This is a genomic window from Streptomyces olindensis (assembly GCF_040645895.1).
In the GTDB taxonomy this organism is placed as follows: Bacteria; Actinomycetota; Actinomycetes; order Streptomycetales; family Streptomycetaceae; genus Streptomyces; species Streptomyces olindensis.
The window spans coordinates 116,513-140,871 of sequence record NZ_JBEYZD010000013.1 but is presented as its reverse complement, the minus strand read 5'-3'; the positions used below and the strand labels follow the sequence as shown (position 1 = coordinate 140,871).

General features: G+C 71.3%; 25 protein-coding genes and 1 pseudogene. 13 read left to right on the top strand and 13 right to left on the bottom strand.

Translation table 11 applies throughout. The features are described from left to right. Nucleotides 1–82: 82 nt before the first annotated feature. Nucleotides 83–1,297, top strand: coding sequence for a phosphoserine phosphatase SerB (gene serB / locus ABZ948_RS11145; RefSeq protein WP_359758633.1), 1,215 nt, complete (start codon nucleotides 83–85; stop codon nucleotides 1,295–1,297). 56 nt (nucleotides 1,298–1,353) lie between these two features. Here the strand turns inward: serB and ABZ948_RS11140 are convergent, their stop codons facing one another. The 4 genes from ABZ948_RS11140 to ABZ948_RS11125 all read right to left on the bottom strand — a co-directional run bounded on the left by ABZ948_RS11140 (nucleotide 1,354) and on the right by ABZ948_RS11125 (nucleotide 3,968). Further along, nucleotides 1,354–1,872 carry a SixA phosphatase family protein gene (locus ABZ948_RS11140; protein ID WP_359758632.1) on the bottom strand — a complete coding sequence of 173 codons (519 nt, stop codon included), beginning with the start codon at nucleotides 1,870–1,872 and terminating at the stop codon, nucleotides 1,354–1,356. A gap of 65 nt (nucleotides 1,873–1,937) precedes the next feature. Next, complete coding sequence (locus tag ABZ948_RS11135; RefSeq protein WP_359758631.1) at nucleotides 1,938–2,144, bottom strand: hypothetical protein; 207 nt, start codon at nucleotides 2,142–2,144, stop codon at nucleotides 1,938–1,940. A 168-nt stretch (nucleotides 2,145–2,312) separates the two neighbouring features. Beyond that, the gene (locus tag ABZ948_RS11130; protein ID WP_097215821.1) at nucleotides 2,313–2,429 is read right to left on the bottom strand and encodes an SGM_5486 family transporter-associated protein; all 117 of its coding nucleotides are present in this window, start codon (nucleotides 2,427–2,429) and stop codon (nucleotides 2,313–2,315) included. A 69-nt stretch (nucleotides 2,430–2,498) separates the two neighbouring features. Continuing rightward, nucleotides 2,499–3,968, bottom strand: a complete 1,470-nt coding sequence (locus ABZ948_RS11125; RefSeq protein ID WP_435857479.1) for an MFS transporter — start codon at nucleotides 3,966–3,968, stop codon at nucleotides 2,499–2,501. Between the two features lie 70 nt (nucleotides 3,969–4,038). Here ABZ948_RS11125 and ABZ948_RS11120 point away from each other — a divergent pair, with 70 nt between their 5' ends. Continuing rightward, a complete protein-coding gene (locus ABZ948_RS11120) occupies nucleotides 4,039–4,731 on the top strand; it encodes a FadR/GntR family transcriptional regulator (protein ID WP_359758629.1) in 693 nt (230 codons plus the stop codon). Here the strand turns inward: ABZ948_RS11120 and ABZ948_RS11115 are convergent. The 3 genes from ABZ948_RS11115 to fabG all read right to left on the bottom strand — a co-directional run bounded on the left by ABZ948_RS11115 (nucleotide 4,709) and on the right by fabG (nucleotide 6,713). Then, nucleotides 4,709–5,059, bottom strand: coding sequence for a hypothetical protein (locus tag ABZ948_RS11115; RefSeq protein ID WP_359758628.1), 351 nt, complete (start codon nucleotides 5,057–5,059; stop codon nucleotides 4,709–4,711). The two genes, ABZ948_RS11120 and ABZ948_RS11115, sit on opposite strands and share 23 nt — an antisense overlap. Before the next feature lie 161 nt (nucleotides 5,060–5,220). Beyond that, the gene (gene fabI, locus ABZ948_RS11110) at nucleotides 5,221–5,988 is read right to left on the bottom strand and encodes an enoyl-ACP reductase FabI (protein WP_359758627.1); all 768 of its coding nucleotides are present in this window, start codon (nucleotides 5,986–5,988) and stop codon (nucleotides 5,221–5,223) included. 5 nt (nucleotides 5,989–5,993) lie between these two features. After that, nucleotides 5,994–6,713, bottom strand: coding sequence for a 3-oxoacyl-[acyl-carrier-protein] reductase (gene fabG, locus ABZ948_RS11105; RefSeq protein WP_359758626.1), 720 nt, complete (start codon nucleotides 6,711–6,713; stop codon nucleotides 5,994–5,996). Between the two features lie 300 nt (nucleotides 6,714–7,013). Between fabG and ABZ948_RS11100 the strand changes: the two genes are divergently transcribed. The 3 genes from ABZ948_RS11100 to tyrS are packed head-to-tail and all read left to right on the top strand — an operon-like array spanning nucleotide 7,014 to nucleotide 11,253. Beyond that, entirely contained in the window at nucleotides 7,014–8,537 is a 1,524-nt protein-coding gene (locus ABZ948_RS11100) for a TldD/PmbA family protein (protein ID WP_359758625.1), read from the top strand. Beyond that, complete coding sequence (locus tag ABZ948_RS11095; RefSeq protein WP_359758624.1) at nucleotides 8,534–9,928, top strand: metallopeptidase TldD-related protein; 1,395 nt, start codon at nucleotides 8,534–8,536, stop codon at nucleotides 9,926–9,928. Before ABZ948_RS11100 ends, ABZ948_RS11095 begins: the two co-directional genes overlap by 4 nt. A 56-nt stretch (nucleotides 9,929–9,984) precedes the next feature. After that, entirely contained in the window at nucleotides 9,985–11,253 is a 1,269-nt protein-coding gene (gene tyrS / locus ABZ948_RS11090) for a tyrosine--tRNA ligase (RefSeq protein ID WP_359758623.1), read from the top strand. Between the two features lie 98 nt (nucleotides 11,254–11,351). Here the strand turns inward: tyrS and ABZ948_RS11085 are convergent, their stop codons facing one another. After that, entirely contained in the window at nucleotides 11,352–11,627 is a 276-nt protein-coding gene (locus ABZ948_RS11085) for a GlsB/YeaQ/YmgE family stress response membrane protein (RefSeq protein ID WP_031118946.1), read from the bottom strand. 244 nt (nucleotides 11,628–11,871) lie between these two features. Between ABZ948_RS11085 and ABZ948_RS11080 the strand changes: the two genes are divergently transcribed. Beyond that, nucleotides 11,872–12,267, top strand: coding sequence for a DUF3099 domain-containing protein (locus ABZ948_RS11080; protein ID WP_359758622.1), 396 nt, complete (start codon nucleotides 11,872–11,874; stop codon nucleotides 12,265–12,267). 216 nt (nucleotides 12,268–12,483) lie between these two features. After that, on the top strand, nucleotides 12,484–12,696 hold the full coding sequence (locus tag ABZ948_RS11075; protein WP_031118944.1) for a hypothetical protein: 213 nt from the start codon (nucleotides 12,484–12,486) through the stop codon (nucleotides 12,694–12,696). A gap of 11 nt (nucleotides 12,697–12,707) precedes the next feature. Here the strand turns inward: ABZ948_RS11075 and moaA are convergent, their stop codons facing one another. The 3 genes from moaA to ABZ948_RS11060 all read right to left on the bottom strand — a co-directional run bounded on the left by moaA (nucleotide 12,708) and on the right by ABZ948_RS11060 (nucleotide 15,847). After that, the gene (gene moaA, locus ABZ948_RS11070) at nucleotides 12,708–13,697 is read right to left on the bottom strand and encodes a GTP 3',8-cyclase MoaA (protein WP_359758621.1); all 990 of its coding nucleotides are present in this window, start codon (nucleotides 13,695–13,697) and stop codon (nucleotides 12,708–12,710) included. Nucleotides 13,698–13,868: 171 nt separating this feature from the next. Beyond that, complete coding sequence (locus ABZ948_RS11065) at nucleotides 13,869–15,494, bottom strand: monocarboxylic acid transporter (RefSeq protein WP_359758620.1); 1,626 nt, start codon at nucleotides 15,492–15,494, stop codon at nucleotides 13,869–13,871. Beyond that, complete coding sequence (locus ABZ948_RS11060) at nucleotides 15,491–15,847, bottom strand: DUF485 domain-containing protein (RefSeq protein ID WP_359758619.1); 357 nt, start codon at nucleotides 15,845–15,847, stop codon at nucleotides 15,491–15,493. Before ABZ948_RS11060 ends, ABZ948_RS11065 begins: the two co-directional genes overlap by 4 nt. 254 nt (nucleotides 15,848–16,101) lie before the next feature. Here ABZ948_RS11060 and ABZ948_RS11055 point away from each other — a divergent pair, with 254 nt between their 5' ends. The 4 genes from ABZ948_RS11055 to ABZ948_RS11040 all read left to right on the top strand — a co-directional run bounded on the left by ABZ948_RS11055 (nucleotide 16,102) and on the right by ABZ948_RS11040 (nucleotide 20,837). Further along, nucleotides 16,102–17,631, top strand: a complete 1,530-nt coding sequence (locus ABZ948_RS11055) for a S8 family peptidase (RefSeq protein ID WP_359758618.1) — start codon at nucleotides 16,102–16,104, stop codon at nucleotides 17,629–17,631. 58 nt (nucleotides 17,632–17,689) lie between these two features. Further along, nucleotides 17,690–19,216, top strand: coding sequence for a S8 family peptidase (locus tag ABZ948_RS11050; RefSeq protein ID WP_359758617.1), 1,527 nt, complete (start codon nucleotides 17,690–17,692; stop codon nucleotides 19,214–19,216). A gap of 76 nt (nucleotides 19,217–19,292) precedes the next feature. Then, the gene (locus ABZ948_RS11045) at nucleotides 19,293–19,817 is read left to right on the top strand and encodes a hypothetical protein (RefSeq protein ID WP_359758616.1); all 525 of its coding nucleotides are present in this window, start codon (nucleotides 19,293–19,295) and stop codon (nucleotides 19,815–19,817) included. Between the two features lie 51 nt (nucleotides 19,818–19,868). Then, nucleotides 19,869–20,837: a CopD family protein gene (locus ABZ948_RS11040; RefSeq protein ID WP_359758615.1), complete on the top strand. Its 969-nt coding sequence runs from the start codon at nucleotides 19,869–19,871 to the stop codon at nucleotides 20,835–20,837. A 12-nt stretch (nucleotides 20,838–20,849) separates the two neighbouring features. Here the strand turns inward: ABZ948_RS11040 and ABZ948_RS11035 are convergent, their stop codons facing one another. Beyond that, on the bottom strand, nucleotides 20,850–21,530 hold the full coding sequence (locus tag ABZ948_RS11035; RefSeq protein WP_359758614.1) for a lysoplasmalogenase: 681 nt from the start codon (nucleotides 21,528–21,530) through the stop codon (nucleotides 20,850–20,852). Nucleotides 21,531–21,898: 368 nt separating this feature from the next. Further along, a pseudogene (locus ABZ948_RS11030) lies at nucleotides 21,899–22,759 on the bottom strand (sterol desaturase family protein); the annotation flags it as partial. Nucleotides 22,760–22,994: 235 nt separating this feature from the next. On the opposite strand from ABZ948_RS11030, the gene ABZ948_RS11025 reads away from it, so the two are divergent. Continuing rightward, a complete protein-coding gene (locus ABZ948_RS11025; RefSeq protein ID WP_359758613.1) occupies nucleotides 22,995–23,987 on the top strand; it encodes a DEDDh family exonuclease in 993 nt (330 codons plus the stop codon). Between the two features lie 102 nt (nucleotides 23,988–24,089). Beyond that, nucleotides 24,090–24,323 carry a metallothionein gene (locus ABZ948_RS11020; RefSeq protein WP_114251243.1) on the top strand — a complete coding sequence of 78 codons (234 nt, stop codon included), beginning with the start codon at nucleotides 24,090–24,092 and terminating at the stop codon, nucleotides 24,321–24,323. The last annotated feature ends 36 nt before the right edge of the window (nucleotides 24,324–24,359 follow it).

Below are 24,359 nucleotides of genomic sequence, written 5' to 3'. Positions count from 1 at the left end.
CGACGCGACACCCAGTGTTCGCTGTCCGCCAGACGGACCTCACGGGCGGTATGCGCTGCCCGCCGGATACGGTGGAACCACCATGAGCGCTTCGCAGACCTCGTCCTCTGACGTCCCCACCCTCCTTGTGAAGATCTTCGGCAAGGACAGGCCGGGCATCACGGCCGGCCTCTTCGACACCCTCGCCGCCTACTCCGTCGACGTCGTCGACATCGAGCAGGTCGTCACGCGTGGCCGAATGGTGCTGTGCGCGCTCGTGACGGAGCCGCCCCCCGGTCTGGAGGGAGATCTGCGGGCGACCGTCCACAGCTGGGCCGAGTCCATGAAGATGCAGGCGGAGATCATCTCCGGCCTCGGCGACAACCGGCCGCGCGGCCTGGGCCGCTCCCTGGTCACCGTGCTCGGGCATCCGCTCACCGCGGAGGCGACCGCGGCGATCGCCGCGCGGATCACCAAGACCGGCGGAAACATCGACCGTATCTTCCGGCTCGCCAAGTACCCCGTGACCGCCGTCGAGTTCGCCGTCTCCGGTGTGGAGACCGAGCCGCTGCGCACCGCCCTGGCGATCGACGCGGCGAAGCTCGGCATCGACGTGGCGGTCGTCGCCGCCGGTCTGCACCGGCGCGCGCAGCGCCTGGTCGTCATGGACGTCGACTCGACGCTGATCCAGGACGAGGTCATCGAACTGTTCGCCGCGCACGCCGGCTGCGAGGACGAGGTCGCCGAGGTGACGGCGGCCGCGATGCGCGGGGAGCTGGACTTCGAGCAGTCCCTGCACGCCCGCGTGGCGCTGCTGGAGGGCCTGGACGCCTCGGTCGTGGACAAGGTGCGCAGCGAGGTGCGGCTGACCCCGGGCGCCCGCACCCTGATCCGTACGCTGAAGCGGCTCGGCTACCAAGTCGGCGTCGTCTCGGGTGGGTTCACCCAGGTCACCGACGATCTGAAGGAGCGGCTCGGGCTGGACTTCGCCCAGGCGAACACGCTGGAGATCGTCGACGGCACGCTGACGGGCAAGGTCACCGGCGAGATCGTCGACCGCGCGGGCAAGGCCCGGCTGCTGCGCCGCTTCGCCGCGGAGGCGGGTGTGCCGCTGTCGCAGACGGTGGCGATCGGTGACGGGGCGAACGACCTCGACATGCTGAACGCGGCCGGTCTGGGCGTCGCCTTCAATGCCAAGCCGGTGGTGCGCCAGGCCGCGCACACGGCGGTGAACTTCCCCTTCCTGGACACGGTCCTGTACCTGCTGGGCATCACGCGCGAAGAGGTCGAGGCGGCGGACACCGTCGACACGGTCTGAGCGGGCGAGGGGCCCGGCACCGCACCGGCGCCGGGCCCCTCGTCACGCGGTGGGGGTCACTCGGCGGGCGCCCAGTAGTCCTGCAGCGTGGCCACGCCCGGCTCCAGGCTCTTCCACGCGCCGGTGTAGCTGAGGACGGCGAAGGCGGCGGCCGGGAACCCGCGGCGGCCCATCCGCTCACGGGCGTCGCCCTCGGCCGAGCCCGCCAGGATGTCGGCGAGACCCTGGATGCCCGGGTTGTGGCCGATCACGAGGATGTTCTGCGCGTCGTCGGGGGTCTCGTTGAGCACGGCGATCAGTTCGCCCGGCGAGGCCTCGTAGATCCGCTCCTCGTAGACGGTTTTCGGCCGCTGTGGGAACTCCTGGACGGCGAGCTTCCAGGTTTCCCGGGTCCGGACCGCGGTGGAGCACAGGGCCAGGTCGAAGGCGATGCCGGTGTCGGCGAGCCTGCGCCCGGCCTCCGCCGCGTCCATTCGGCCCCGGTCAGCGAGCGGGCGCTCATGATCGGTCACCTGCGGCCAGTCGGCTTTCGCATGGCGGAAGAGGACAATCCTGCGGGGTTCTGCGACGCTCATGAGATCCAGCTTCGCATGAAACACGCCACAGGGCGCAGGGAGTTGACCAGCGGATCCGGCCGTGCTCAGCGGGTTATCAGCTGCTGCGCCCGCTCGAAGAGGTGCGTGAGCGCGGCGTCGCCGGTGGCCGCGTGGGCGTCGGACGGGTTCAGGATCAGGGCGAGCAGCGCGGTGAAGGCGAGCATCGGCAGGGCGAGGGCCCACCAGGGCAGTCGGCTGTCGACGCCGGCCCGGGTCGCCGGGTGGGGCCGGGTGTGCGTGGGAGCCGACATGCGTGCCTCCGCTCTTCGGACGGTCGGTGACCCGCTTCTCGTGGCCACACCTCGAAGTTACGGAATCCGCGGCCACCGGCCCATCCGGTGATCCACCCACTTGACCCTGACCCTCACCCCCTAAGGGACAGGGGGGCTAGCCCCACCCCGGGGCGTGCGGGCGCCGGATCAGGGCGAGGCGATGGTCGCGATGACGGCGATGACGATGAAGATCGCGAAGAAGGCGCCGAACACGAGCAGCATCTTCTTCTGACCGTGCTGGGGATTCGGGTCGAGCACTGGCATGGGCCAAGTCTCGCACCCGCCCCGGACGCCGGAGGCCCCGGGGTGGCCCCACGGCCCCCGGGAGGAGGCTCAGCGGGTCGCCTCGTCCTCCACCGTGCGGTCGCGGCCCGCCAGGAAGCCGACCGCCATCTGCGGGACCATCAGGGCGCTCATCAGCGCGATCGGCAGGCCCCAGCCGCCGCTGTGCTGGTAGAGGACGCCCACCAGGAGCGGTCCGGGGATGGAGATCAGGTAGCCGGTGCTCTGCGCGAAGGCCGACAGCTGGGCGACGCCCGGGCCGGTCCTGGCCCGCATCCCGACCATGGTCAGGGCGAGCGGGAAGGCACAGTTGGCGACGCCGATCAGCAGGGCCCAGGCCCAGGCTCCGGCGGCCGGCGCGAGGTACAGTCCGGCGTAGCCGGCGAGGCCGCAGACGCCCAGGGCGAGCACGATCGGGCCCTGGTGGGGCAGTCGCGTGGCCAGGCGCGGTATGACGAAGGCGAGGGGCACGCCCATGACCATCGTGACGGCGAGCAGCAGCCCCGCGGTGCCGGCGGGTACACCGGCGTCCCGGAAGATCTGCGCCATCCAGCCCATGGTGATGTAGGCGGCGGTGGCCTGGAGGCCGAAGAAGACGGCCAGGGCCCAGGCGGTACGGCTCCGGGTGATCCGCAGCGTCGCCGTCCCCTCGCGCGCGGGTTCCGTCCGGGCGGAGTCCTGCGCGTGCGTCGCGGCCCGCCCGTCGGTGGCGGACCCGGCAGCGTCCCGGGTCACGGCCCCTGGCGCAGTCGCCCGGTCCCCGGCCCCTGGCGCCGTCGCCGAGTCCACGGCCTCAGACGCCGCAACCCGGCCCCCGGCCTCAGACGCCGTCGCCCGGCCCCCGGCCCCGGGCGCGGTCACACGTCCTCGTACGAACGGCAGCCACGGCAGCACCGCCGCCACGGCCAGGCCCGCCCACAGGGCCAGGCCCGACTGCCAGCTCCCGCCGAGGGCGTCGGTGAGGGGTACCGTCACCGCCGCCGCGAGCGAGGTGCCCAGGGCGAGCGCCATCGAGTACAGGCCGGTCATGGAGCCGACGCGGTCGGGGAACCAGTGCTTGACGATGACGGGCATCAGGACGTTGCTGACGGCGATGCCCATGAGGGCGAGGGCGCTGGCGGCCAGGAAGCCGGCCGTGCCGCCGGCGTACGGCCGGAGCAGCAGGCCGGTGGCGATGGCGACCATGCCGGCGCACACGACGGCGCCGGCGCCGAAGCGGCGGGCGAGGCGCGGGGCCGTGACGCCGAAGACGGCGAAGCACAGCGGCGGCACGGACGTGAGCAGCCCGGCCACGCTGCCGCTCATGCCGAGCCCGTCGCGGACCTCCTCCAGAAGGGCGCCGAGGCTGGTGATGGCGGGGCGGAGGTTGAGCGCGGACAGCACGATGCCGAGGACGAGCAGGCGCATCGTCCACGCGCGCGTGGACGTCCCGCCCTGTACCCGGGCGTCGTGCGCGGCCGAGTCGCGTGCGGTCGGGGGCGTCATCGTCCGGGTTTCCTCACTAGCCATGAGGTCCATCATAGAATCATAGGATGATTGACTGTCCACTCCCCGGCCGCGCTCCGGCGCCCCGATCGTGGGAAGGTGTGCCATGCCCCTGAGCCATCCCCGTCGTTCGGCGCTGTCCGAGCAGGTCATCGCCGCGCTGCGGGCCCAGATCACCTCGGGCGAGTGGCCGGTCGGCTCCCGCATCCCGACCGAGCCGGAGCTGGTCGAGCAGCTGGGTGTCGCCCGCAACACGGTCCGTGAGGCCGTCCGCGCGCTCTCGCACAACGGCCTGCTGGACATCCGCCAGGGTTCCGGCACGTACGTCGTGGCGACGAGCGAGCTGGCGGGCGTGATGCAGCGGCGGTTCGCCGACGCCGACCCCCGGCACATCGCCGAGCTGCGCTCCACGCTGGAGTCGGCCGCCGCCCGGCTGGCCGCCGAGCGGCGTACGGAGAAGGACCTCAAGCAGCTCGACGCGCTGCTGCTGCGGCGCGAGGAGGCCTGGGAGTCCGGTGAGAAGGAGGCGTTCGTGACCGCCGACGCGACCTTCCACCTGGCCGTGGTGTCCGCCTCCCACAACGACGTGATGACGGCCATGTACGCGGACCTGGGCGAGGTGCTGCGCGACTGGCTGCGCGAGGACGTCGGCGAGGAGCTGACGCCGGAGACGCACATGGACCACGGGCGGCTGCTCGACGCGATCCGCGCGGGCGACGCGGAACGGGCGGCCGCGGAGGCCGCCCGCTATCCGTTCCTGTGCCGCCTGGGCGGGGTCAGTTCCCCCGCCGGTGACTGATCCAGGCCTCGTCGACTTCCTTCCAGCAGCGTCCGCTGAGCCGCACGGTCTGCGCGGGCCCGGCCTCGACCGGGGAGCTGTCGGTGTCGATGTCCCACCAGCGGGCGCACTCGACGTGCAGGCTCACACGGTCGGTCTCCGGGTACGGGTTGTGGCAGTGGGCGGTCACCGTCGAACCGGTGACGCGGACCCGGCAGGCGGCACCGAACGGCTCCGCCGACTCCTGGTCACCGGCGGGCACGCGCGCGTGGGGCACCGCCTCGTGCGCCAGGGTCATCAGGAGAGCGACGGCGAGGGACAGTGAGGCCGTTCGGCGGGACAAGCGCACAAGGGGACCTCCTCGGCCGTGCTGGGGAGGGGATCGCGTGGTGAACGCGTACTCCAGAGTGCCCAGTTGCAGCGCTCCCCCGCCCGGCCGGATGGGCCGAACGGGTGACGCCCCGCTCCCCGCGCGGTGCGGGGAACGGGGCGTCGAGGGCGTACGGCGGATCAGGCGCCGATGGCGTGCAGACCGCCGTCCACGTGGATGATCTCGCCGGTGGTCTTCGGGAACCAGTCGCTCAGCAGGGCGACGACGCCGCGGCCGGCCGGCTCGGGGTCCTTCAGGTCCCACTCCAGCGGGGAGCGGGAGTCCCACACGGAGGCCAGCTCGCTGAAGCCCGGGATGGACTTGGCGGCCATGGAGCCGAGCGGGCCGGCCGAGACCAGGTTGCAGCGGATGTTCTGCTTGCCCAGGTCACGGGCCATGTAGCGGCTGGTGGCCTCCAGGGCGGCCTTGGCCGGGCCCATCCAGTCGTACTGCGGCCAGGCGAACTGCGCGTCGAAGGTCAGGCCCACGACGGAGCCGCCGTTCTGCATGAGCGGCAGGCAGGCCATGGTCAGCGACTTCAGGGAGTACGCCGAGACGTGCATGGCCGTGGCGACCGACTCGAACGGCGTGTTCAGGAAGTTGCCGCCGAGGGCGTCCTGCGGGGCGAAGCCGATGGAGTGCACGACACCGTCGAGGCCGCCGAGCTCCTCGCCGACGATGTCGGCCAGGCGCGCGAGGTGCTCGTCGTTGGTGACGTCCAGCTCGATGACCTTGACGGGCTTGGGCAGCTTCTTGGCGATGCGCTCGGTCAGCGTGGGCCGCGGGAACGCCGTGAGGATGACCTCGGCGCCCTGCTCCTGGGCCAGCCTGGCGGTGTGGAAGGCGATGGAGGCCTCCGTCAGCACACCGGTGATCAGGATGCGCTTGCCCTCGAGAATTCCGCTCATGGTGATCAGTGACCCATTCCCAGTCCGCCGTCAACAGGGATGACGGCTCCAGTGATGTACGAGGCGTCGTCCGAGGCGAGGAACCGCACCGTCGCGGCGATCTCCTCCGGCTGGGCGTACCGCCCGAGCGGCACCTGCGACACGATGCCGGCGCGCTGCTCGTCGGTGAGCACCTTGGTCATGTCGGTGTCGACGAAGCCGGGTGCGACGACGTTGAAGGTGATGTTGCGCGAGCCCAGTTCCCGGGCGAGGGAGCGTGCGAAGCCGACCAGGGCGGCCTTGGAGGCGGCGTAGTTGGCCTGCCCCGGCGAGCCGTACAGGCCCACCACCGACGAGATGAGGACGACGCGGCCCTTCTTGGCGCGCAGCATGCCGCGGTTGGCGCGCTTGACGACGCGGAAGGTGCCGGTGAGGTTCGTGTCGATGACCGAGGTGAAGTCCTCCTCGGACATGCGCATCAGGAGCTGGTCCTTGGTGATGCCGGCGTTGGCGACGAGGACCTCGACGGGGCCGTGGTTCTCCTCGATCTCCTTGTAGGCCTGCTCCACCTGCTCCGCGTCGGTGATGTCGCACTTGACGGCCAGGCAGCCCAGATCCGTCAGGGCGGCGGGCGGCTCACCCGAGCGGTACGTGATGGCGACCTTGTCGCCGGCATCGGCGAAAGCGCGGGCGATGGCGAGGCCGATGCCCCGGTTGCCTCCGGTGACGAGAACCGAGCGGCTCAACGGATCACCCTTTCGGTAGCGGTCTGGTACCCGCCCGGGCGCCTGGACGACAGGCGGCGATGACAGGCGGCTTCCCCGAAAACCTATCGGTCCCGGCACGCCCGGGGACATTCGGGCACCGACAGTGGCGTACGGGACTGACTGTCGGGTCCCTACAGAAAGCGCCGGACAGAAAGCCCCGGTCACCGGTTCGGAAACTCATGGCCCGCGCGCGGGATGGGCGACATGATCGGAGCAGTCACAGAGCACGGCAACCACAGAGCACGGCAACCACGGTCACCTCGACAGAAAGAGACGGCGGTGCCTCATACCATCGACGAGGCCTTCACGGCCCTCCCCCTACGCGCCCTCGCCGACGCGGCCCTCGCACGCGCGCGTGCGCTGGGTGCCGAGCACGCGGACTTCCGGTTCGAGCGGGTGCGGGGCGCCTCCTGGCGGTTCCGGGACGCCAAGCCCGCCGGGTCGTCGGACACCACCGACCTCGGGTACGCGGTGCGGGTGGTGCACGGCGGCACCTGGGGATTCGCGTCCGGTGTCGACCTCAGCATGGACGCCGCCGCCAAGGTCGCCGGCCAGGCGGTGGCCATGGCGAAGCTGTCCGCGCAGGTGATCAAGGCGGCCGGTTCGGACGAGCGCGTGGAGCTGGCCGACGAGCCGGTGCACGCCGAGAAGACCTGGGTCTCGTCGTACGAGATCGACCCGTTCACCGTGCCCGACGAGGAGAAGGCCGGGCTGATCGCCGAGTGGAGCGCGCGGCTGCTGGCGGCCGACGGGGTCGACCACGTGGACGCCTCGCTGCTCACGGTGCATGAGAACAAGTTCTACGCCGACACCGCCGGGACCGTGACCACGCAGCAGCGGGTGCGGCTGCACCCGGTGTTCAACGCCGTCTCGGTCGACGAGTCGAGCGGCGAGTTCGACTCGATGCGCACGCTCGCGCCGCCCGTCGGACGCGGCTGGGAGTACCTGCGGGGCACCGGCTGGGACTGGGAGGGCGAGCTGGAGCGGATCCCGGAGCTGCTCGCCGAGAAGATGCGCGCCCCGAGCGTCGAGCCGGGCCTGTACGACCTGGTCGTCGATCCGTCCAACCTGTGGCTGACCATCCACGAGTCCATCGGCCACGCCACCGAGCTCGACCGGGCGCTCGGCTACGAGGCCGCCTACGCGGGCACCTCCTTCGCGACCTTCGACCAGCTGGGCAGGCTGCGCTACGGCTCGGAGCTGATGAACGTCACCGGCGACCGCACCGCCGAGCACGGCCTCGCCACGATCGGCTACGACGACGAGGGCGTCCAGGCGCAGTCCTGGGACCTGGTGAAGGACGGCACGCTCGTCGGCTACCAGCTGGACCGGCGGATCGCGAAACTGACCGGCTTCGAGCGGTCCAACGGGTGCGCCTACGCCGACTCCCCCGGACACGTGCCGGTGCAGCGCATGGCCAACGTGTCGTTGCAGCCGGACCCGGCCGGGATGTCGACGGAGGACCTGATCGGCGGCGTGGAGCGGGGGGTCTACGTCGTCGGCGACCGGTCCTGGTCGATCGACATGCAGCGCTACAACTTCCAGTTCACCGGGCAGCGCTTCTACCGCATCGAGAACGGGCGGCTGGCCGGTCAGCTGCGGGACGTGGCCTACCAGGCGACGACCACCGACTTCTGGGGCTCGATGGCCGCGGTGGGCGGCCCGCAGACCTACGTGCTGGGCGGCGCCTTCAACTGCGGCAAGGCCCAGCCGGGCCAGGTCGCGGCCGTGTCGCACGGCTGCCCCTCGGCCCTCTTCAAGGGCGTCAACATTCTGAACACGACCCAGGAGGCCGGTCGATGAGCGGGCGCACCAGCAAGCCGCACGAGGTCGTCGAGCGCGCCCTCGAACTGTCCCGGGCGGACGGCTGTGTCGTCATCGCCGACGAGCGGTCCACCGCCAACCTGCGCTGGGCGGGCAACGCGCTGACGACGAACGGCGTGACGCGCGGGCGCACGCTCACGGTCGTCGCCACGGTCGACGGCCAGGAGGGCACGGCCTCGGGGGTCGTGTCCCGCTCCGCCGTGACCGCCGACGAGCTGGAGCCCCTGGTGCGGGCCGCCGAGGCCGCCGCGCGCGGCGCCGGGCCCGCCGAGGACGCGCAGCCGCTGGTCTCGGGCGTGGCCCGGTCGCCGGAGTTCACGGAGGCGCCCGCCGAGACCTCCTCGGCGGTGTTCGCCGACTTCGCGCCGGCGCTCGGCGAGGCCTTCGCACGCGCGCGTGCCGGGGGCCGGGAGCTGTACGGCTTCGCCAACCACGAGCTGGTGTCGTCCTACGTGGGCACCTCCACGGGGCTGCGCCTGCGGCACGACCAGCCGAACGGGACGCTGGAGCTGAACGCCAAGTCGCCCGACCGGACCCGGTCCGCGTGGGCCGGGCGCTCCACGCGGGACTTCAAGGACGTCGACCCGGCGGCCATGGACGCCGAGCTGGCCGTGCGTCTCGGCTGGGCCGAGCGGCGCGTGGAGCTGCCCGCGGGGCGCTACGAGACGCTGCTGCCGCCGACGGCCGTGGCGGACCTGCTCATCTACCAGATGTGGTCGGCGTCGGGCCGGGACGCGGTCGAGGGGCGCACGGTGTTCTCCAAGCCGGGCGGAGGCACCCGGGTCGGCGAGCGGCTCACCGACCTGCCGCTGACGCTGCGCAGCGATCCGAACGAGCCGGGCCTGGAGTCGGCGCCCTTCCTGATCGCGCACTCCTCCGGGGGCGACCAGTCGGTGTTCGACAACGGGCTGCCGCTCGCGGCCACCGAGTGGATGCGCCGGGGCGAGCTGCGGCACCTGACGACCAGCCGCCACAGCGCGGGGCTGACCGGACTGCCCGTGGCGCCGGGCATCGACAACCTGATCCTGGACGGGGGCGAGGACCGCTCCCTGGAGGAGATGGTCGCGGACACCGAGCGGGGGCTGCTGCTGACCTGCCTGTGGTACATCCGCGAGGTCGACCCGGCGACCCTGCTGCTGACGGGCCTGACCCGGGACGGCGTCTACCTCGTCGAGAACGGCGAGGTGACGGGCGAGGTGAACAACTTCCGGTTCAACGAGTCGCCGGTGGGTGTGCTGGGCCGGGCCACCGAGGCGGGACGGACCGAGAAGACGCTGCCCAGGGAGTGGAGCGACTGGTTCACCAGGGCGGCCATGCCCGCGCTGCGGGTCCCGGATTTCAATATGAGCTCTGTCAGTCAGGGCGTATAACCTCGTAGTCGGCTGTCACCCGACCGCCCGAAGATCATCAAGGAGACACGAGAACCGTGACGGACATCGTCGACGAGCTGAAGTGGCGCGGGCTGTTCGCCCTGTCCACCGACGAGGACGCTTTGCGCAAGGCGCTCGCGGACGGTCCCGTCACGTTCTATTGCGGCTTCGACCCGACGGCGCCGTCGCTGCACGTGGGGCACCTGGTGCAGGTGCTCACCGTGCGCCGGCTCCAGCAGGCCGGTCACCGGCCGCTGGCGCTGGTCGGCGGTGCCACGGGCCTGATCGGCGACCCGCGCCCGACCGCGGAGCGCACGCTGAACGACCCGGAGACGGTCACCGGCTGGGTGGCCAAGCTGCGCGCCCAGATCGAGCCGTTCCTCGACTTCGAGGGCGAGAACGCGGCCGTCATGGTCAACAACCTCGACTGGACGCAGAACCTCTCCGCGATCGAGTTCCTGAGGGACATCGGCAAGCACTTCCGCGTCAACAAGATGCTGACGAAGGACTCCGTGGCCCGCCGCCTGGAGTCCTCCGAGGGCATCAGCTACACGGAGTTCAGCTACCAGCTCCTGCAGGGCATGGACTTCCTCCAGCTCTACCGTCGCTACGGCTGCACGCTCCAGCAGGGCGGCAGCGACCAGTGGGGCAACCTCACGGCGGGCCTGGACCTGATCCACCGCCTGGAGCCGGACGCCGGCGTGCACGCGCTGGCGACGCCGCTGATGACCAAGGCGGACGGCACCAAGTTCGGCAAGACCGAGGGCGGCGCCGTCTGGCTCGACCCGGAGATGACGACGCCGTACGCGTTCTACCAGTTCTGGCTGAACGTGGACGACCGGGACATCTCGAAGTACATGCGCATCCTGTCCTTCCGCTCCCGCGAGGAGCTGGAGGAGCTGGAGAAGCAGACGGAGGAGCGTCCGCAGGCCCGGGCCGCGCAGCGCGCGCTGGCCGAGGAGCTGACGACGCTGGTGCACGGCGCCGACCAGACGGCCGCCGTGATCGCCGCGTCGAAGGCCCTCTTCGGACAGGGCGAGCTGGCGGAGCTCGACGACCGGACGCTGGCCGCGGCCCTGTCGGAGCTGCCGCACATCCAGGTCGCCGAGCTCGGCCCGGTCGTCGACCTGTTCGCCGAGGTCGGCCTGGTGGCCAGCAAGTCGGCCGCGCGCCGCACGGTGAAGGAGGGCGGCGCGTACGTGAACAACGTCAAGGTCGCCGGCGAGGACGCGGTCCCCGCCAAGGAGGACCTGCTGCACGGCCGCTGGCTGGTGCTGCGCCGGGGCAAGAAGAACCTGGCGGCGGTCGAGCTCACGAGCGGCTGAGCGCGCGGAGCCCCGGCGAACGGCGAACGGCGAACGGCGAACGTGAACGACGAAGGGGGCGGTCTCCGGATGCGGAGGCCGCCCCCTTCGCCGTTCCGTCAGGCCCTTCGTCTGCTTCCCCTGGCCGCCGTCCAGGCCCGGTCGCCGAGACCGACGAGGATGACCGCCATCACCAGCTGGAAGACGTGCCGCCACCAGTCGATGCCGGCCGTGGCGTCGACACCGGCCGCCCGGGCGATGGCGTTGCCGGCGATAGCGCCGATCATGCCCAGGATGACGGTCAGCCACAGCGGCACATGCTGCTTGCCCGGAATGATCGCCTTGGCGATCAGGCCGAGTACCAGTCCCACGATGATCGCCCACAACCAGCCCATCGCTGCCTCCTCGTACGGCTCGACGTGAGCACTACGGCCAGTGTCGGCCCAGCCGCGGTACGCCGCATGCCGACGAAGGCCGTACGCGGTACGGCGCAGGCCGCTCGCACCAGCCGGACCGGCCCCGGTCTCGTAGCGGACGCAGACGCGGCGTAACGTGGGAGCTGTCCTGGTCAGGTTCCCCGACCGGCCGGGGACGGCCACGGGGCGGGGAGAGTCCGATACGGGCGGATGGTGGAATGCGATGCGGAAGCAGCATGGCGGCGGGAACGTCCAGGTTTTCCGGATCACCGGCGCCCGGACGGGGCTCCAGGAGGACGTACGCGGGCGGCAGCGCCGGTACGTGATCTCGATGACGATCCGCACGATCTCGGTGATCCTCGCGGCCACCCTGTGGAACGTCGAACGGCACGTGGCCATCGTGGCGTTGGTGCTCGGACTGGTCCTGCCGTACATCGCGGTGGTGATCGCGAACGCCGGGCGCGAGAACGCGCCGTCTCTGCCGTCGACGTTCGTGGCGCCGCCGGTGCGTCCGATGATCGCGCCGCCGGGGGCGCAGGACGGGCCCGCGGAATCCGCCGCGGAAGACGCCGTGTCCGGCACGGTGCCGGGTGCGCGGACCGAGTCGGGCGAGCGGTAGGAGCGTTCGCGGGTGATCACAAACGGAAGTCATCTTCCCGCCAAGCTCAAGAAAAGCTCAGATCAATCATGTTGTTCCGGTGCCGGGCCCGGGGTTACCCGTGACATACTTCGTACGCGCTCCGCATCCCCCGTCGGAGCGACGGACCGACGCCGGGCAGCTCCCCCCGTGGCTGCTCGGCGTCGCCTTTTCTGTGTGCAGTGGTGAGACGAACCTGTGAGTGACGAGACGCCCATCTGTTCCGCGAAGGGCTGCCGCGCCGACGCGGTCTGGGTGCTTGCCTGGAACAACCCGAAGATCCATACGCCGGAGCGGCGCAAGACGTGGCTGGCCTGTGAGGAGCATCGCGAACATCTGTCGCAGTTCCTCGGCGTGCGGGGGTTCCTGAAGGACGTCGTTCTCCTCAAGGAGTGGGAAGAGAGCGCCTAGCCCCGCTGCGCTCAGCCGCCGATCGCCGACATCGGCCGGTCCGGCTGCACGAACGTCGGGTCGTCCAGGCCCGCTCCCGCCTTCTTGCCCCACATCGCCAGGCGCCAGATGCGGGCGATCTCCTCGTCCGGGGCGCCGGAGCGCAGGGCGGCGCGCAGGTCCGTCTCCTCCTGGGCGAACAGGCACGTGCGTACCTGGCCGTCGGCGGTGAGGCGGGTGCGGTCGCAGGCCGCGCAGAACGGGCGGGTGACGGAGGCGATCACGCCGACCACGTGCGGGCCGCCGTCGACCAGCCAGCGCTCCGCCGGGGCCGAGCCGCGCTTCTCCTCGCCCTCGGGGGTCAGCTCGAAGCGCGTGCGCAGGGAGGTCAGGATGTCGCCTGCCGTGATCATGCCGTCGCGCTTCCAGCCGTGCTGGGCGTCCAGGGGCATCTGCTCGATGAAGCGCAGCTCGTACTCGTGCTCCACGGCCCAGGCGAGGAGGTCCGGGGCCTCGTCGTCGTTGAGCCCCGGCATCAGGACCGAGTTGACCTTGACCGGGGTGAGGCCGGCGTCGCGGGCGGCGTGCAGGCCCTCGATGACGTCCTGGTGGCGGTCGCGGCGGGTGAGGGTCTTGAAGACGTCCGGCCGGAGCGTGTCGAGGGAGACGTTGACCCGGTCCAGGCCCGCCGCCTTCAGGGCCGCCGCCGTGCGCTTGAGGCCGATGCCGTTGGTGGTCAACGACATCTGCGGGCGGGGTTCCAGGGCCGCGACGCGCTCGACGATGCCGACCAGGCCGGGGCGCAGCAGGGGCTCGCCGCCGGTGAAGCGGACCTCCTCGATCCCGAGGGACGTGACCGCGATGTCGATCAGGCGGACGATCTCGTCGTCCGTCAGCAGATCGGGCTTGGCCAGCCACTGCAGGCCCTCCTCGGGCATGCAGTACGTGCACCGCAGGTTGCAGCGGTCGGTCAGCGAGACCCTCAGGTCGGTGGCCACTCGGCCGTAGGTGTCGATGAGCACGTGGGCCCCCTCCCTCGACGCGGATCGTGCCCGGAGCACTTGTTCTCCGACACCTGTGAGCCTACGTGACCCCACCGACAACTCCACAGGCCCGATCCCACGACGTGGAACGCGGCCGCGCCGCAGGGACCTGGAGGTTCCTACGACGCGGCCGGGGGCGTGCGGTCGTGCTCAGTGGGCGCCGGTGCCGGTCAGGGACCTGACCTCCAGCTCGGCGTACTTCTTGGCGTCGGGCTCCTCCTTGGACAGGACCGTGCCGAGCCAGCCCATGAGGAAGCCGAACGGGATGGAGATGATGCCCGGGTTCTTCAGCGGGAACCAGGCGAAGTCGACCTCGGGAAACATCGCCTTGGGGTCGCCGGAGACGACGGGCGAGAACAGCACCAGGCCGACGGCGACGATCAGACCGCCGTAGATCGACCACAGGGCGCCCTGAGTGGTGAACCGCTTCCAGAACAGGCTGTAGAGGATCGTCGGCAGGTTGGCGGAGGCCGCGACGGCGAAGGCGAGGGCGACCAGGCCGGCCACGTTCAGGTCGCGGGCCAGGGCTCCCAGGCCGATGGAGATCACGCCGATGAAGACGGTCGCCCAGCGGGCCGCGCGCACCTCCTCGGCGCCCGAGGCCTGCCCCTTGCGGATGACGTTGGCGTAGATGTCGTGCGCGAAGGAGGACGACGAGGCGAGGGTGAGGCCGGCGACGACGGCGAGGATCGTCGCGAAGGCGACCGCCGAGATCGTGGCGAGCAGGATCGCGCCCCACGTCGAGTCGACACCGCCCAGGTGCAGGGCGAGCAGGGGTGCCGCCGTGTTGCCGGACGGGTTGGACGCGATGATCTCTTCCTGCGAGATGAGCGCGGCGGCGCCGAAGCCCAGCGCGATGGTCATCAGGTAGAAGCCGCCGATGATGCCGATCGCCCAGTTCACGGACTTACGGGCGGCCTTGGCGTCCGGCACCGTGTAGAAGCGGATGAGGATGTGCGGCAGGCCGGCGGTGCCCAGCACCAGGGCGATGCCCAGCGAGATGAAGTCCAGCTTGGAGGTGCCGGTCGCGCCGTACTGGAGGCCGGGCTCCAGGAAGGCGGCGCCCTTGCCGCTGTTCTCGGCGGCGGTGCCGAGCAGGTCGGAGATGTTGAAGTTGAACTTCAGCAGCACCAGGAAGGTGATCAGGAGGGTGCCGCCGATGAGCAGCACGGCCTTGACCATCTGGACCCAGGTGGTGCCCTTCATGCCGCCGATGGAGACGTAGACGATCATCAGGATGCCGACCAGGGCGACGATGAGGATCTTGCCCGCGTCGGAGGTGATGCCGAGCAGCAGCGAGACGAGGACGCCCGCGCCGGCCATCTGGGCCAGCAGGTAGAAGATCGACACGACGATCGTGGAGGTGCCGGCGGCGGTGCGGACCGGGCGCTGGCGCATGCGGTAGGCGAGGACGTCGCCCATGGTGTAGCGGCCGGAGTTCCTGAGCGGCTCGGCCACCAGGAGCAGGGCGACCAGCCAGGCGACCAGGAAGCCGATGGAGTAGAGGAAGCCGTCGTAGCCGAAGATGGCGATGGCGCCGGCGATGCCGAGGAATGAGGCGGCGGACATGTAGTCGCCGGAGACCGCCAGGCCGTTCTGGAAGGCGCTGAACTGGCGGCCGCCCGCGTAGAAGTCCGCGGCGTCCTTGGTCTGGCGGCCCGCCCAGATCGTGATGCCGAGGGTCGCGAGGACGAACAGCGCGAACAGGGTGATGATCAGCGGGCGGTGCTCGCTGGCCTCGTTCGCGGCGAGAAGGGTCTGCTGTGCGGTGCTCATGCGCCGCCCTCCATCCGGGACTTGATGGCCTCGGCCTTGGGGTCGAGCTTCGCGGCGGCGTGCTTCGAGTACCACCAGGCGATGAGGAACGTGGTGACGAACTGGGCGACGCCGAGGACGAAGGCGACGTTGATGTTGCCGAACAGCTTGGTGCCCATGAAGCCGCCCGCATAGTTCGACAGCAGGACGTACAGCAGGTACCAGGCGATGAAGGCGACGGTCAGCGGAAAGGCGAAGGAGCGGTAGGAGCGGCGCAGTTCACCGAACTCCGCGCTCTCCTGCACCTCGCTGAACTCCTCGGGTGAGGGGAGTTTGTGTTGTTCTTTCGAGGGGGGCGGTGCGTCGGTGGCCACGGGGTCTCCTAGCAAAGACGGAAGCGGTTGTGAGCGGGGACGGAGGTGAGTGTCCTCACGCTCCCTGTCCAACGTCACGGCGGCACGCGAGGAGCGGTTCAACGGCGTCGCGTTCTTTCCGAAGTCGTTTCGACAAAACGTTGCTGGCCAGCGAGAGGCCGGGATAGCTTCACCCTGCACCACCTCGTCATGTACCTGCCCGAGCACCACCTGTGCCTCGGGCCGGTTTCGTTTCCGGAGGATGTGGAGACCCCATGTCTCATCTGCGTTCCAGACGCCGGCTCGCCCTCGCCGTGCCCGTCGTGCTGTCCCTGACGGCCTCGCTGGGCTTCCTGCCCGCCGCCGCGTCGGCGGCCCCGCAGGCGGAGCCGGCCACCCGGTCGGCGGACGCGCCGCAGCTGGCGTACGTCGTCAACACCAAGGTGGACCGGCACACGATCGCGTCGGTGAAGAAGGCGATCGGGAAGGCCGGCGGCTCGGTCGTGGCCACCTACGAGCGGATCGGCGTGATCGTCGTCCACTCCTCGAACGCCGACTTCGCCAAGACCATCCGCACGGCGCGGGGGGTCCAGTCGGCGGGCGCGACTCGTACCGCGCCGCTGACGGCCGCGGGCACCAAGGAGCAGGGGGCGGCGGAGTACCTGACGGCCGCCCAGGCGAAGCGCACCGAGGCCGCCTCGGCGAAGACGCCCGAGAGCGAGGCCCTCGAGGCGGACCAGTGGGACCTGCGCGCGATCGGCGCCGACAAGGCCGCGCAGATCAACCCGGGCAGCCGCAAGGTGACCGTCGCCGTGATCGACACCGGCGTGGACGACACCCACCCCGACATCGCCCCGAACTTCTCCGCGTCCCAGTCCGCCAACTGCGCCGGCGGCAAGCCGGACACCAGTGAGGGCGCCTGGCGGCCGTACACGCCCGAGGACTACCACGGCACGCACGTCGCCGGTTCCATAGCCGCGGCCCGCAACGGGACCGGCGTGGCGGGCGTCGCTCCCGGTGTGAAGGTGTCCAGCATCAACGTGACCGACCGGGCGAACGGCCTCTTCTACCCGGAGAGCGTCGTCTGCGCGTTCGTGTTCGCCGCCGACCACGGCGTCGAGATCACGAACAACAGCTACTACGTCGACCCGTGGCTCTACAACTGCATGGACGACCCGGACCAGCGGGCCGTCGTCACCGCGGTCAACCGGGCGCAGCTGTACGCCCAGAAGAAGGGCACGCTCAACGTCGCCGCGGCGGGCAACTCCAACCACGACCTGGACGCGGACGCGATTCTCGACGACTCCAGCCCGAACGACACCACCCCCGTCGAGCGCACCATCGACCCGCACGAGTGCTTCGACATCCCGACCCAGCTGCCGGGTGTCGTCACCGTCAGCGCGACCGGCGTCAACAACCTCAAGTCGTACTACTCGACGTACGGCGAGGGTGTCGTGGACGTCGCCGCTCCCGGTGGCGACCGCCGCTACCAGATACCGGACACGCCTTCCAAGGACGGCCGCATCCTGTCCACCATGCCGAACGGCGCGTGGGCCTTCCTGCAGGGCACCTCGATGGCCTCGCCGCACGCCTCCGGCGTCGCCGCGCTGCTGAAGTCCAAGCACCCCTGGGCGTCTCCGGCCCAGCTCCAGGCGATGCTGAAGGCCCAGGCCGACCGGACCGCCTGCCCCGAGTCCTACGACCAGGACGGCGACGGCACGCAGGACGCGGTGTGCGAGGGCGGCGAGCGCGTCAACGGCTTCTACGGGCACGGCATCGTCAACGCGCTGCGCGCGGTCAAGTGACCGCGCCCTCACGACTTTCCGCACAGCCCGCTCGTACCGCGAACGAACTGGAGACAGCATGACAGCGCCGCACGCGCGCCACCGCCGCGCCGTCGCGATCCCGGCCGGGATGGCCATGGCCACGGCCCTCGCGTTCCTGCCGAACACCGCCGCGACGGCCGCCGAGGACGCCCCGGCCCCCGCCGCGGTGACGGCCGACGCGACCTCGCTCAGCTATGTCGTCAACGTCAAGCCGGGCCACGGCACTTCGGCGTACGTGAAGAAGGCCGTCGCCAAGGCCGGCGGCACGATCGTGACGTCGTACGACCAGATCGGCGTCATCGTCGTCCACTCCTCGAACCCCGACTTCGCCAAGAGCATCCGCAAGGTGCGCGGGGTGCAGTCGGCCGGGGCCACCCGCACCGCGCCGCTGCCCGCGGCGTCGACGGGCGACCTGGGCGCGCCGAAGGTGCTGAGCGCGGCCGAGGTCGCGAAGGCGGAGGCGGCGGCCGGGCAGGACCCGCTGGAGTCCCTGCAGTGGGATCTGCCGGCCATCAAGGCGGACAAGGCGCACGAGAAGTCGCTGGGCAGCAAGGACGTCACGGTCGCCGTGATCGACACCGGCGTGGACGACACCCACCCCGACATCGCGCCCAACTTCGACCGCAAGGCGTCGGTCAACTGCGTGACGGGCAAGCCGGACACGTCCGACGGGGCGTGGCGGCCGAGCGCCGAGGAGAGCCCGCACGGGACGCACGTCGCCGGTGAGATCGCCGCCGCCAAGAACGGCGTCGGCATGACCGGTGTGGCGCCGGGCGTGAAGGTCTCCGGCATCAAGGTGTCGACCACGGCCGGCTTCTTCTACACGGAGGCCGTGGTGTGCGGCTTCGTGTGGGCGGCCGAGCACGGGGTCGACGTGACGAACAACAGCTATTACACCGACCCCTGGTACTTCAACTGCAAGAACGACCCGGACCAGAAGGCGCTCGTCGAGGCCGTCACCCGGGCGTCGCGGTACGCGGAGAAGAAGGGCGCGGTCAACGTCGCGGCGGCCGGCAACGAGAACTACGACCTCGCCTCCGACGAGATCACCGACCCGGCGTCGCCGAACGACTCCACGCCGGGCGACCGGGTCATCGACCCCTCGGAGTGCCTGGACATCCCGACGCAGCTGCCGGGTGTCGTCACGGTCGCCTCCACGGGCGCCAAGGGCATCAAGTCGTCCTTCTCCAACTACGGGCTGGGCGTCGCCGACATAGCCGCGCCGGGCGGCGACTCGACGGCCTACCAGAAGCCGGAGCCGCCGGCCACGAGCGGGCTGATCCTGGGCACGCTGCCGGGTGGCAAGTGGGGCTACATGGCCGGTACGTCGATGGCGTCCCCGCACGTCGCGGGCGTCGCCGCGCTCATCAAGTCGACGCACCCGTACGCCTCCCCCGCCCTGGTGAAGGCCCTGCTCTACGCGCAGGCCGACGCCAAGGCGTGCACGGACCCGTACGACATCGACGCCGACGGCAAGATCGACGCGGTGTGCGAGGGCCCGAAGAACCGCAACGGCTTCTACGGCTGGGGCATCGCGGACGCGCTGGACGCGGTGACCAAGTAGGGCTGACGTGAAGACGAGCCGGGCCGGGCGGGGACACCTGCCCGGCCCGTTCGCGCCTACGGCAGGATGCGTGGTCATGAACGTGTACGAGGACCCGTCCACCTGGACCGCCGAACCGGTCCGGCCGCGGTGGCGGCTGGCCCTGCGGTTCGCCGGGGGCGTGGTGTGGTTCCCGGTGGTCTGCGTGCTGTGGGTGGCGGTCGCTGTCGTGGGCTTCGTCGTCGGACTGTTCGCCGACGCGGTCGTCAGCAGCCGCTTCGAGCGTGCCTACGTCGACTTCGTGGGCGCGACCCTGCGGCGCGTCAAGGGGCTGGCCTCGTGGTGTGTGACCTGGCCGGAGCTGCTCCACGAGGGGGACGCCGACTACTACAAGGCGCGCGTGGACAGAGTGGTCCGGGACTGGACGGCCCGGGCCGCGGCGCCGTCCCGCCAGAAGAAGTCGAGGCCGTCTGTCGAGTGTGCGGTACCGCTGCGGGACTACCGCGGGGTCGGTGGCTGGTACGTCGCCGAGGTCGCGCTGGCGCGGGGCTGGGAGCTGCGGCCGACGGACGCGCGCACGGAAGTGCGGCTGTGGTGGCCGGCCGCGTCCAGGGCCGATTGAGTTCGTCCTCGTGGATTTGCCAGTCATGTGAAGGCTGGTGAAGATTTCGGGGTGACCCTGACAAGACCCGTCGCTGTCCTGGTGCTCGTGGCGCTGGCCGGGCTGGTTCCGCTGCTCGGCCCGGCCACCGCGCTGCACGGCACCGGGGAGGCGCGGGCGCCCGGCGCCGGGGGCATAGCCCTGCTGCGTGCGGTGCTGTTCGCGGCGCTGTGCATACCGGTCGGCGAGCTGTTCGTGAACCGGCTGGCGCGGTCCGTGCCGGGCGCGGAGACCGGGGCGTGGGGCGTGCCCCGGAGTTGGTCGCCCGTCGCGGCCGCCGCCGGTTTCGTCGCCGCCCTGGGGCTCGCCTCGGTCGTGGCCACGGGCAACCTCGTGCCGGACGGCCTGGCGGACATGGACGTCGGCGGGCTCTACGCGTCCCGGGACGGCAAGCTCGCTCTGCTGGAGGTCAACGCGTTCCTCGTGGCGTGGCTGTGCGCGGTGTCCGCCCGGCCGGTCACGCAGGTGTGGCCGCTGGCCGCCGTGATCGTCGCCGAGGCCCTGCGCGCGCACCCCGCGACCGAGCACACTCCGCTGACCGGCTCCGGGCTGACGCTCGTCCACCTGACCTGCGCCGCGCTGTGGGCGGGCGGGCTGCTGCACGCGCTGCGCACCCTGCGGCTGTGGCGGAGCCGGCAGGGCACGGAGACGGGGGCGGCCCTTCTGGGCCGCTACGCGCGCGTGGCGGCCGTCCTGCTGGCCGCCATCACCGCGACGGGCGTGTGGAGTTCACTGCGCCGGATGCCGCCGGAGACGGTCCTGGAGCAGCTCACGGCGACGGCGTACGGGCGGGCCCTGCTCGCCAAGGTGCTCCTCGTGGCGGCCGTCGCCGCTCTCGCCCTGTGGGCCCGGCGTCGGCTGCGTCGGGCGGCCGACCCGCTGACGGCGTGTGTGCCCGCGCGGGCGGAGGTAGTCGTCCTGGGCCTGGTGGTCGCGGTGTCCGGGCTGCTGACGGCGCTTCCGGTGCCCATCCGCTGGTGACGCCGGCGGGTCTCAGGCGGCTCGCATCTCGCCGTACGTCGCGGCCGGTGCCCGGCGCGCGTCGAGCGCCCCGAGCGTGCCGCCGGCCAGCAGGGCCTGTGCGGCGAGGTACGTGAGCATGATCCAGAAGTCGGGGGCGGGCGGCTGCGGCCAGTCGGCGACGCCGGTCGCGATGAGCGCGTCGGAGAGCAGGAAGAGCGCCCCGCCGGCTCCTGCGAAGAGGCCGAGCCGGGTGGCGGCGCGGTACGCCATGGCCGCCAGCAGGAGGCTGTACGCGGCGACGGGGACGCGCAGGTCCGCGGGCAGGTCCGGCCACAGCAGCGCGACCGTCGTGACGAGGGCGGTGGCGTAGCCGAGGGCGAGGAGACCGGCACGCGCGCGTGGGACCGTGTTCCGGCTGCCGTACGTGGCGAACAGGACGAGGTAGCAGACGTGTCCGGCGGCGAAGCTGCCCATGCCGGCGAGGAAGGCCGGCTCGGCGTCGGACAGCAGCAGGACGTCTCCGCCCCAGCCGAACAGCAGGGCGGCCACCAGCGGCCGGGGCGCCCGGCGCCGAGCGGCCCAGAGGGCCAGCAGCGGCATCAGGAGGGGCTTGGCGACGGCGTGCCCGGTGCCGAAGCCGGCCGCGAGAGAGACGAGGTCGACGGCGCCGACGAGACCGAAGGCGAGGAGCAACAGGCGCGAAGGGGTCACGCCGACGCGCCCTTTCCGGCGGCTGCGCCCTTCACTGTGGCTGCGCCGTTCCCAGCGGTCGCGCCGTTCCCAGCGGTCGCGCCCTTCACGGCGGTTGCGCCGTTCCCAACGGTCGCGCCCTTCCCGGTGGCTGCGCCCTTCCCGAGCGGGATGCTCCCGTCGACGGGCGCGCCCTCCTTGGCCCGCGTGCCGCCCTCCGCCCGCGTGCCGCCCTCCGCCCGCGTGCTCTCGCCGCCGGGCGTGCTCGTCCCGCCGGGCGTGCTCGTCCCGACGGGCGTGCTCGTCCCGACGGGCGTGCCCTCGCCGACCGGCTCGCCGACACGGTCCGTCGATGAGACCGTGTCAGCCCCCACAAGCACCGGCGTACCCGACTCGGCAGCCGCTGCCGGAGCCTGGGCCCGCGCCGGCCCCCACCCCGGCCCGCGGAACACCCGCCCGGCGCGCTCGCTCCAACTGCGCGCCGCCCTCAGGTCCTTGGCGATCGACACGTACTCGTGCGTCGCCACCTTCAGCAGGTTGTACGTCTCGATGTTCTTGGTCAGCCCGTACCGGGGCCGCTCGGTCTCGGCGACGAACGACCCGAACAGCCGGTCCCAGACGATGAGGATGCCGCCGAAGTTGCGGTCGAGGTAACCGCCCTGGGAGGCGTGGTGGACCCGGTGGTGCGAGGGCGTGTTGAAGACGAACTCGAACCAGCGGGGCATCCTGTCGATGCGCTCGGTGTGGATCCAGAACTGGTAGACGAGGTTCGCGGAGGAGCAGAAGGCCAGGGCGGCCGGGTGCACGCCGGCGAGGATGAGGGGCACGTAGAACGGCCACACGGTCAGGGACGTCCAGGGCTGGCGCAGCGCGGTCGTGAAGTTGAACTTCCGGCTGGAGTGGTGGACGACGTGACAGGCCCACAGGATGCGGACGACGTGGTGGCCGCGGTGGGACCAGTAGTAGAAGAAGTCCTGCGCGAGCAGCATCAGCGGAACGGTCCACCACAGGACGGGGGCGCGCAGGGGCGTGAGTTCGTACAGGGCCGTGTAGACGGCGACGATCGGGATCTTCCACAGGAAGTCGAAGGCGAGGCTGCCGAGCCCCATGCCGATGCTCGTCGCGGCGTCCTTCGCCTCGTAGCCCTCCGCGTCCTCGTCGGGATGGAGGCGGTAGCTCACCATCTCGACCACGGTGAGCAGCACAAAGGCGGGTATCGACCACAGCACGACATCGGGCAGGTTCGGCATGCCTGCACCGTAGGACCGCCGTCCGGCCCTCACCAGACGTTGTTACCCACAAGTATTACCGACGGTACGCGCTTGCTTCTTGGCGATCTCCGCCAATACGGAGTGCCGGTCCTCGCTCAGACGTACGCCTCGTGAACGGACAGAACGGACAACGCGCCTGAGGGGGCGTCGGAAGAACGGGCCGGACCCACCTGGCGGGCAGGAGTGTCAGTCCCGGCCCGTATCCTCAGGGACCATGCTGGAAGACCTGACGACCGCCGCCTTCTCTCCCACATCGTGGCCGACCGCGTATCCCAAGGGGTACGCGGTCGTTGACGTGGAGACCACGGGCCTGGCCCGGGACGACCGCATCATCTCCGCGGCGGTCTACCGGCTGGACGCGCGCGGCGAGGTCGAGGACCACTGGTACACGATGGTCAACCCGGAGCGCGACCCGGGCCCCGTGTGGATCCACGGACTGACGAGCGAGGCGCTCGAGGGCGCGCCCCTCTTCCAGGACATCGCCGAGGAGTTCACGGCCCGGCTGGCGGGGCGGGTGCTCGTCGCGCACAACGCCGTCTTCGACTGGCAGATGATCGCCCGGGAGTACGCGCGCGCGGAGCGCGAGGCGCCGGTGCGGCAGCGGCTGTGCACCATCGCGCTCTCCAAGGAGCTCGGACTCCCGCTGCCCAACCACAAGCTGGAGTCCCTCGCCGCGCACTTCGGCGTGGTCCAGCGGCGGGCGCACCACGCGCTGGACGACGCGCGCGTGCTGGCGGAGGCGTTCCGGCCCAGCCTCAAGGCCGCGGCGGCGAGCGGCGTACGGCTGCCTCTGCACGAGTGCCGGCCGCTGACGGAGTGGTCGGACCGTCCCGCCGCGCCCCGCATCGGACAGCAGGCGGGTTACGGCGGGTCCCGGCCGGGCAGTTGGCGTCCCTCCCGGAAGCGGCCCGCCTGCCCCTACCCCAACCCGGGGCGCTACGCGCCGGGCGGGCGGCTCAAGCAGGGCATGCGGGTCGCCTTCTCGGGTGACACCTCCGTCGAGCGGGAGCTGCTGGAGGACCGCGCCACCGAGGCCGGGCTGCACGTGGCGTCGAGCCTGTCCCGGCTGACGAGCCTGCTCGTCACGAACGACCCGGAGTCGGGCACGTCCAAGGTGGTCAAGGCCCGCCAGTTCGGCACCCCGGTCGTGGACGAGGCGGCGTTCGGGCAGCTCCTCGCGGACGTGGAGCCGGCGTCCGGGGAGTGAGCCGGACGCCGAGCGGCGGCGGACCGTACGGACGGGTGATTGCCGGGCGACTCGCCCGGCGGCCGCTCGCCCGGGCCGGGGTGACGGCCCACCCTGTGGCGCATGGCGACCTGTGAGGTATGTGGCAATCAGTACGGAATGACCTTCGAGGTGCACGCGCAGGGCGCGGTGCACGTCTTCGACTGCTTTGCCTGCGCGATCCACCGCATGGCCCCCATCTGCGAGCACTGCCGGGTCCAGATCATCGGCCAGGGCGTGGAGGTCGAGGGCCACTGGTACTGCGGCGCCCACTGCGCCCGCGCGGAGGGAAAGGTGGGAATTGTCGACAAGGTGTGAACCGGTACCCGCCTGAATGCACCCCACGACCCAGTT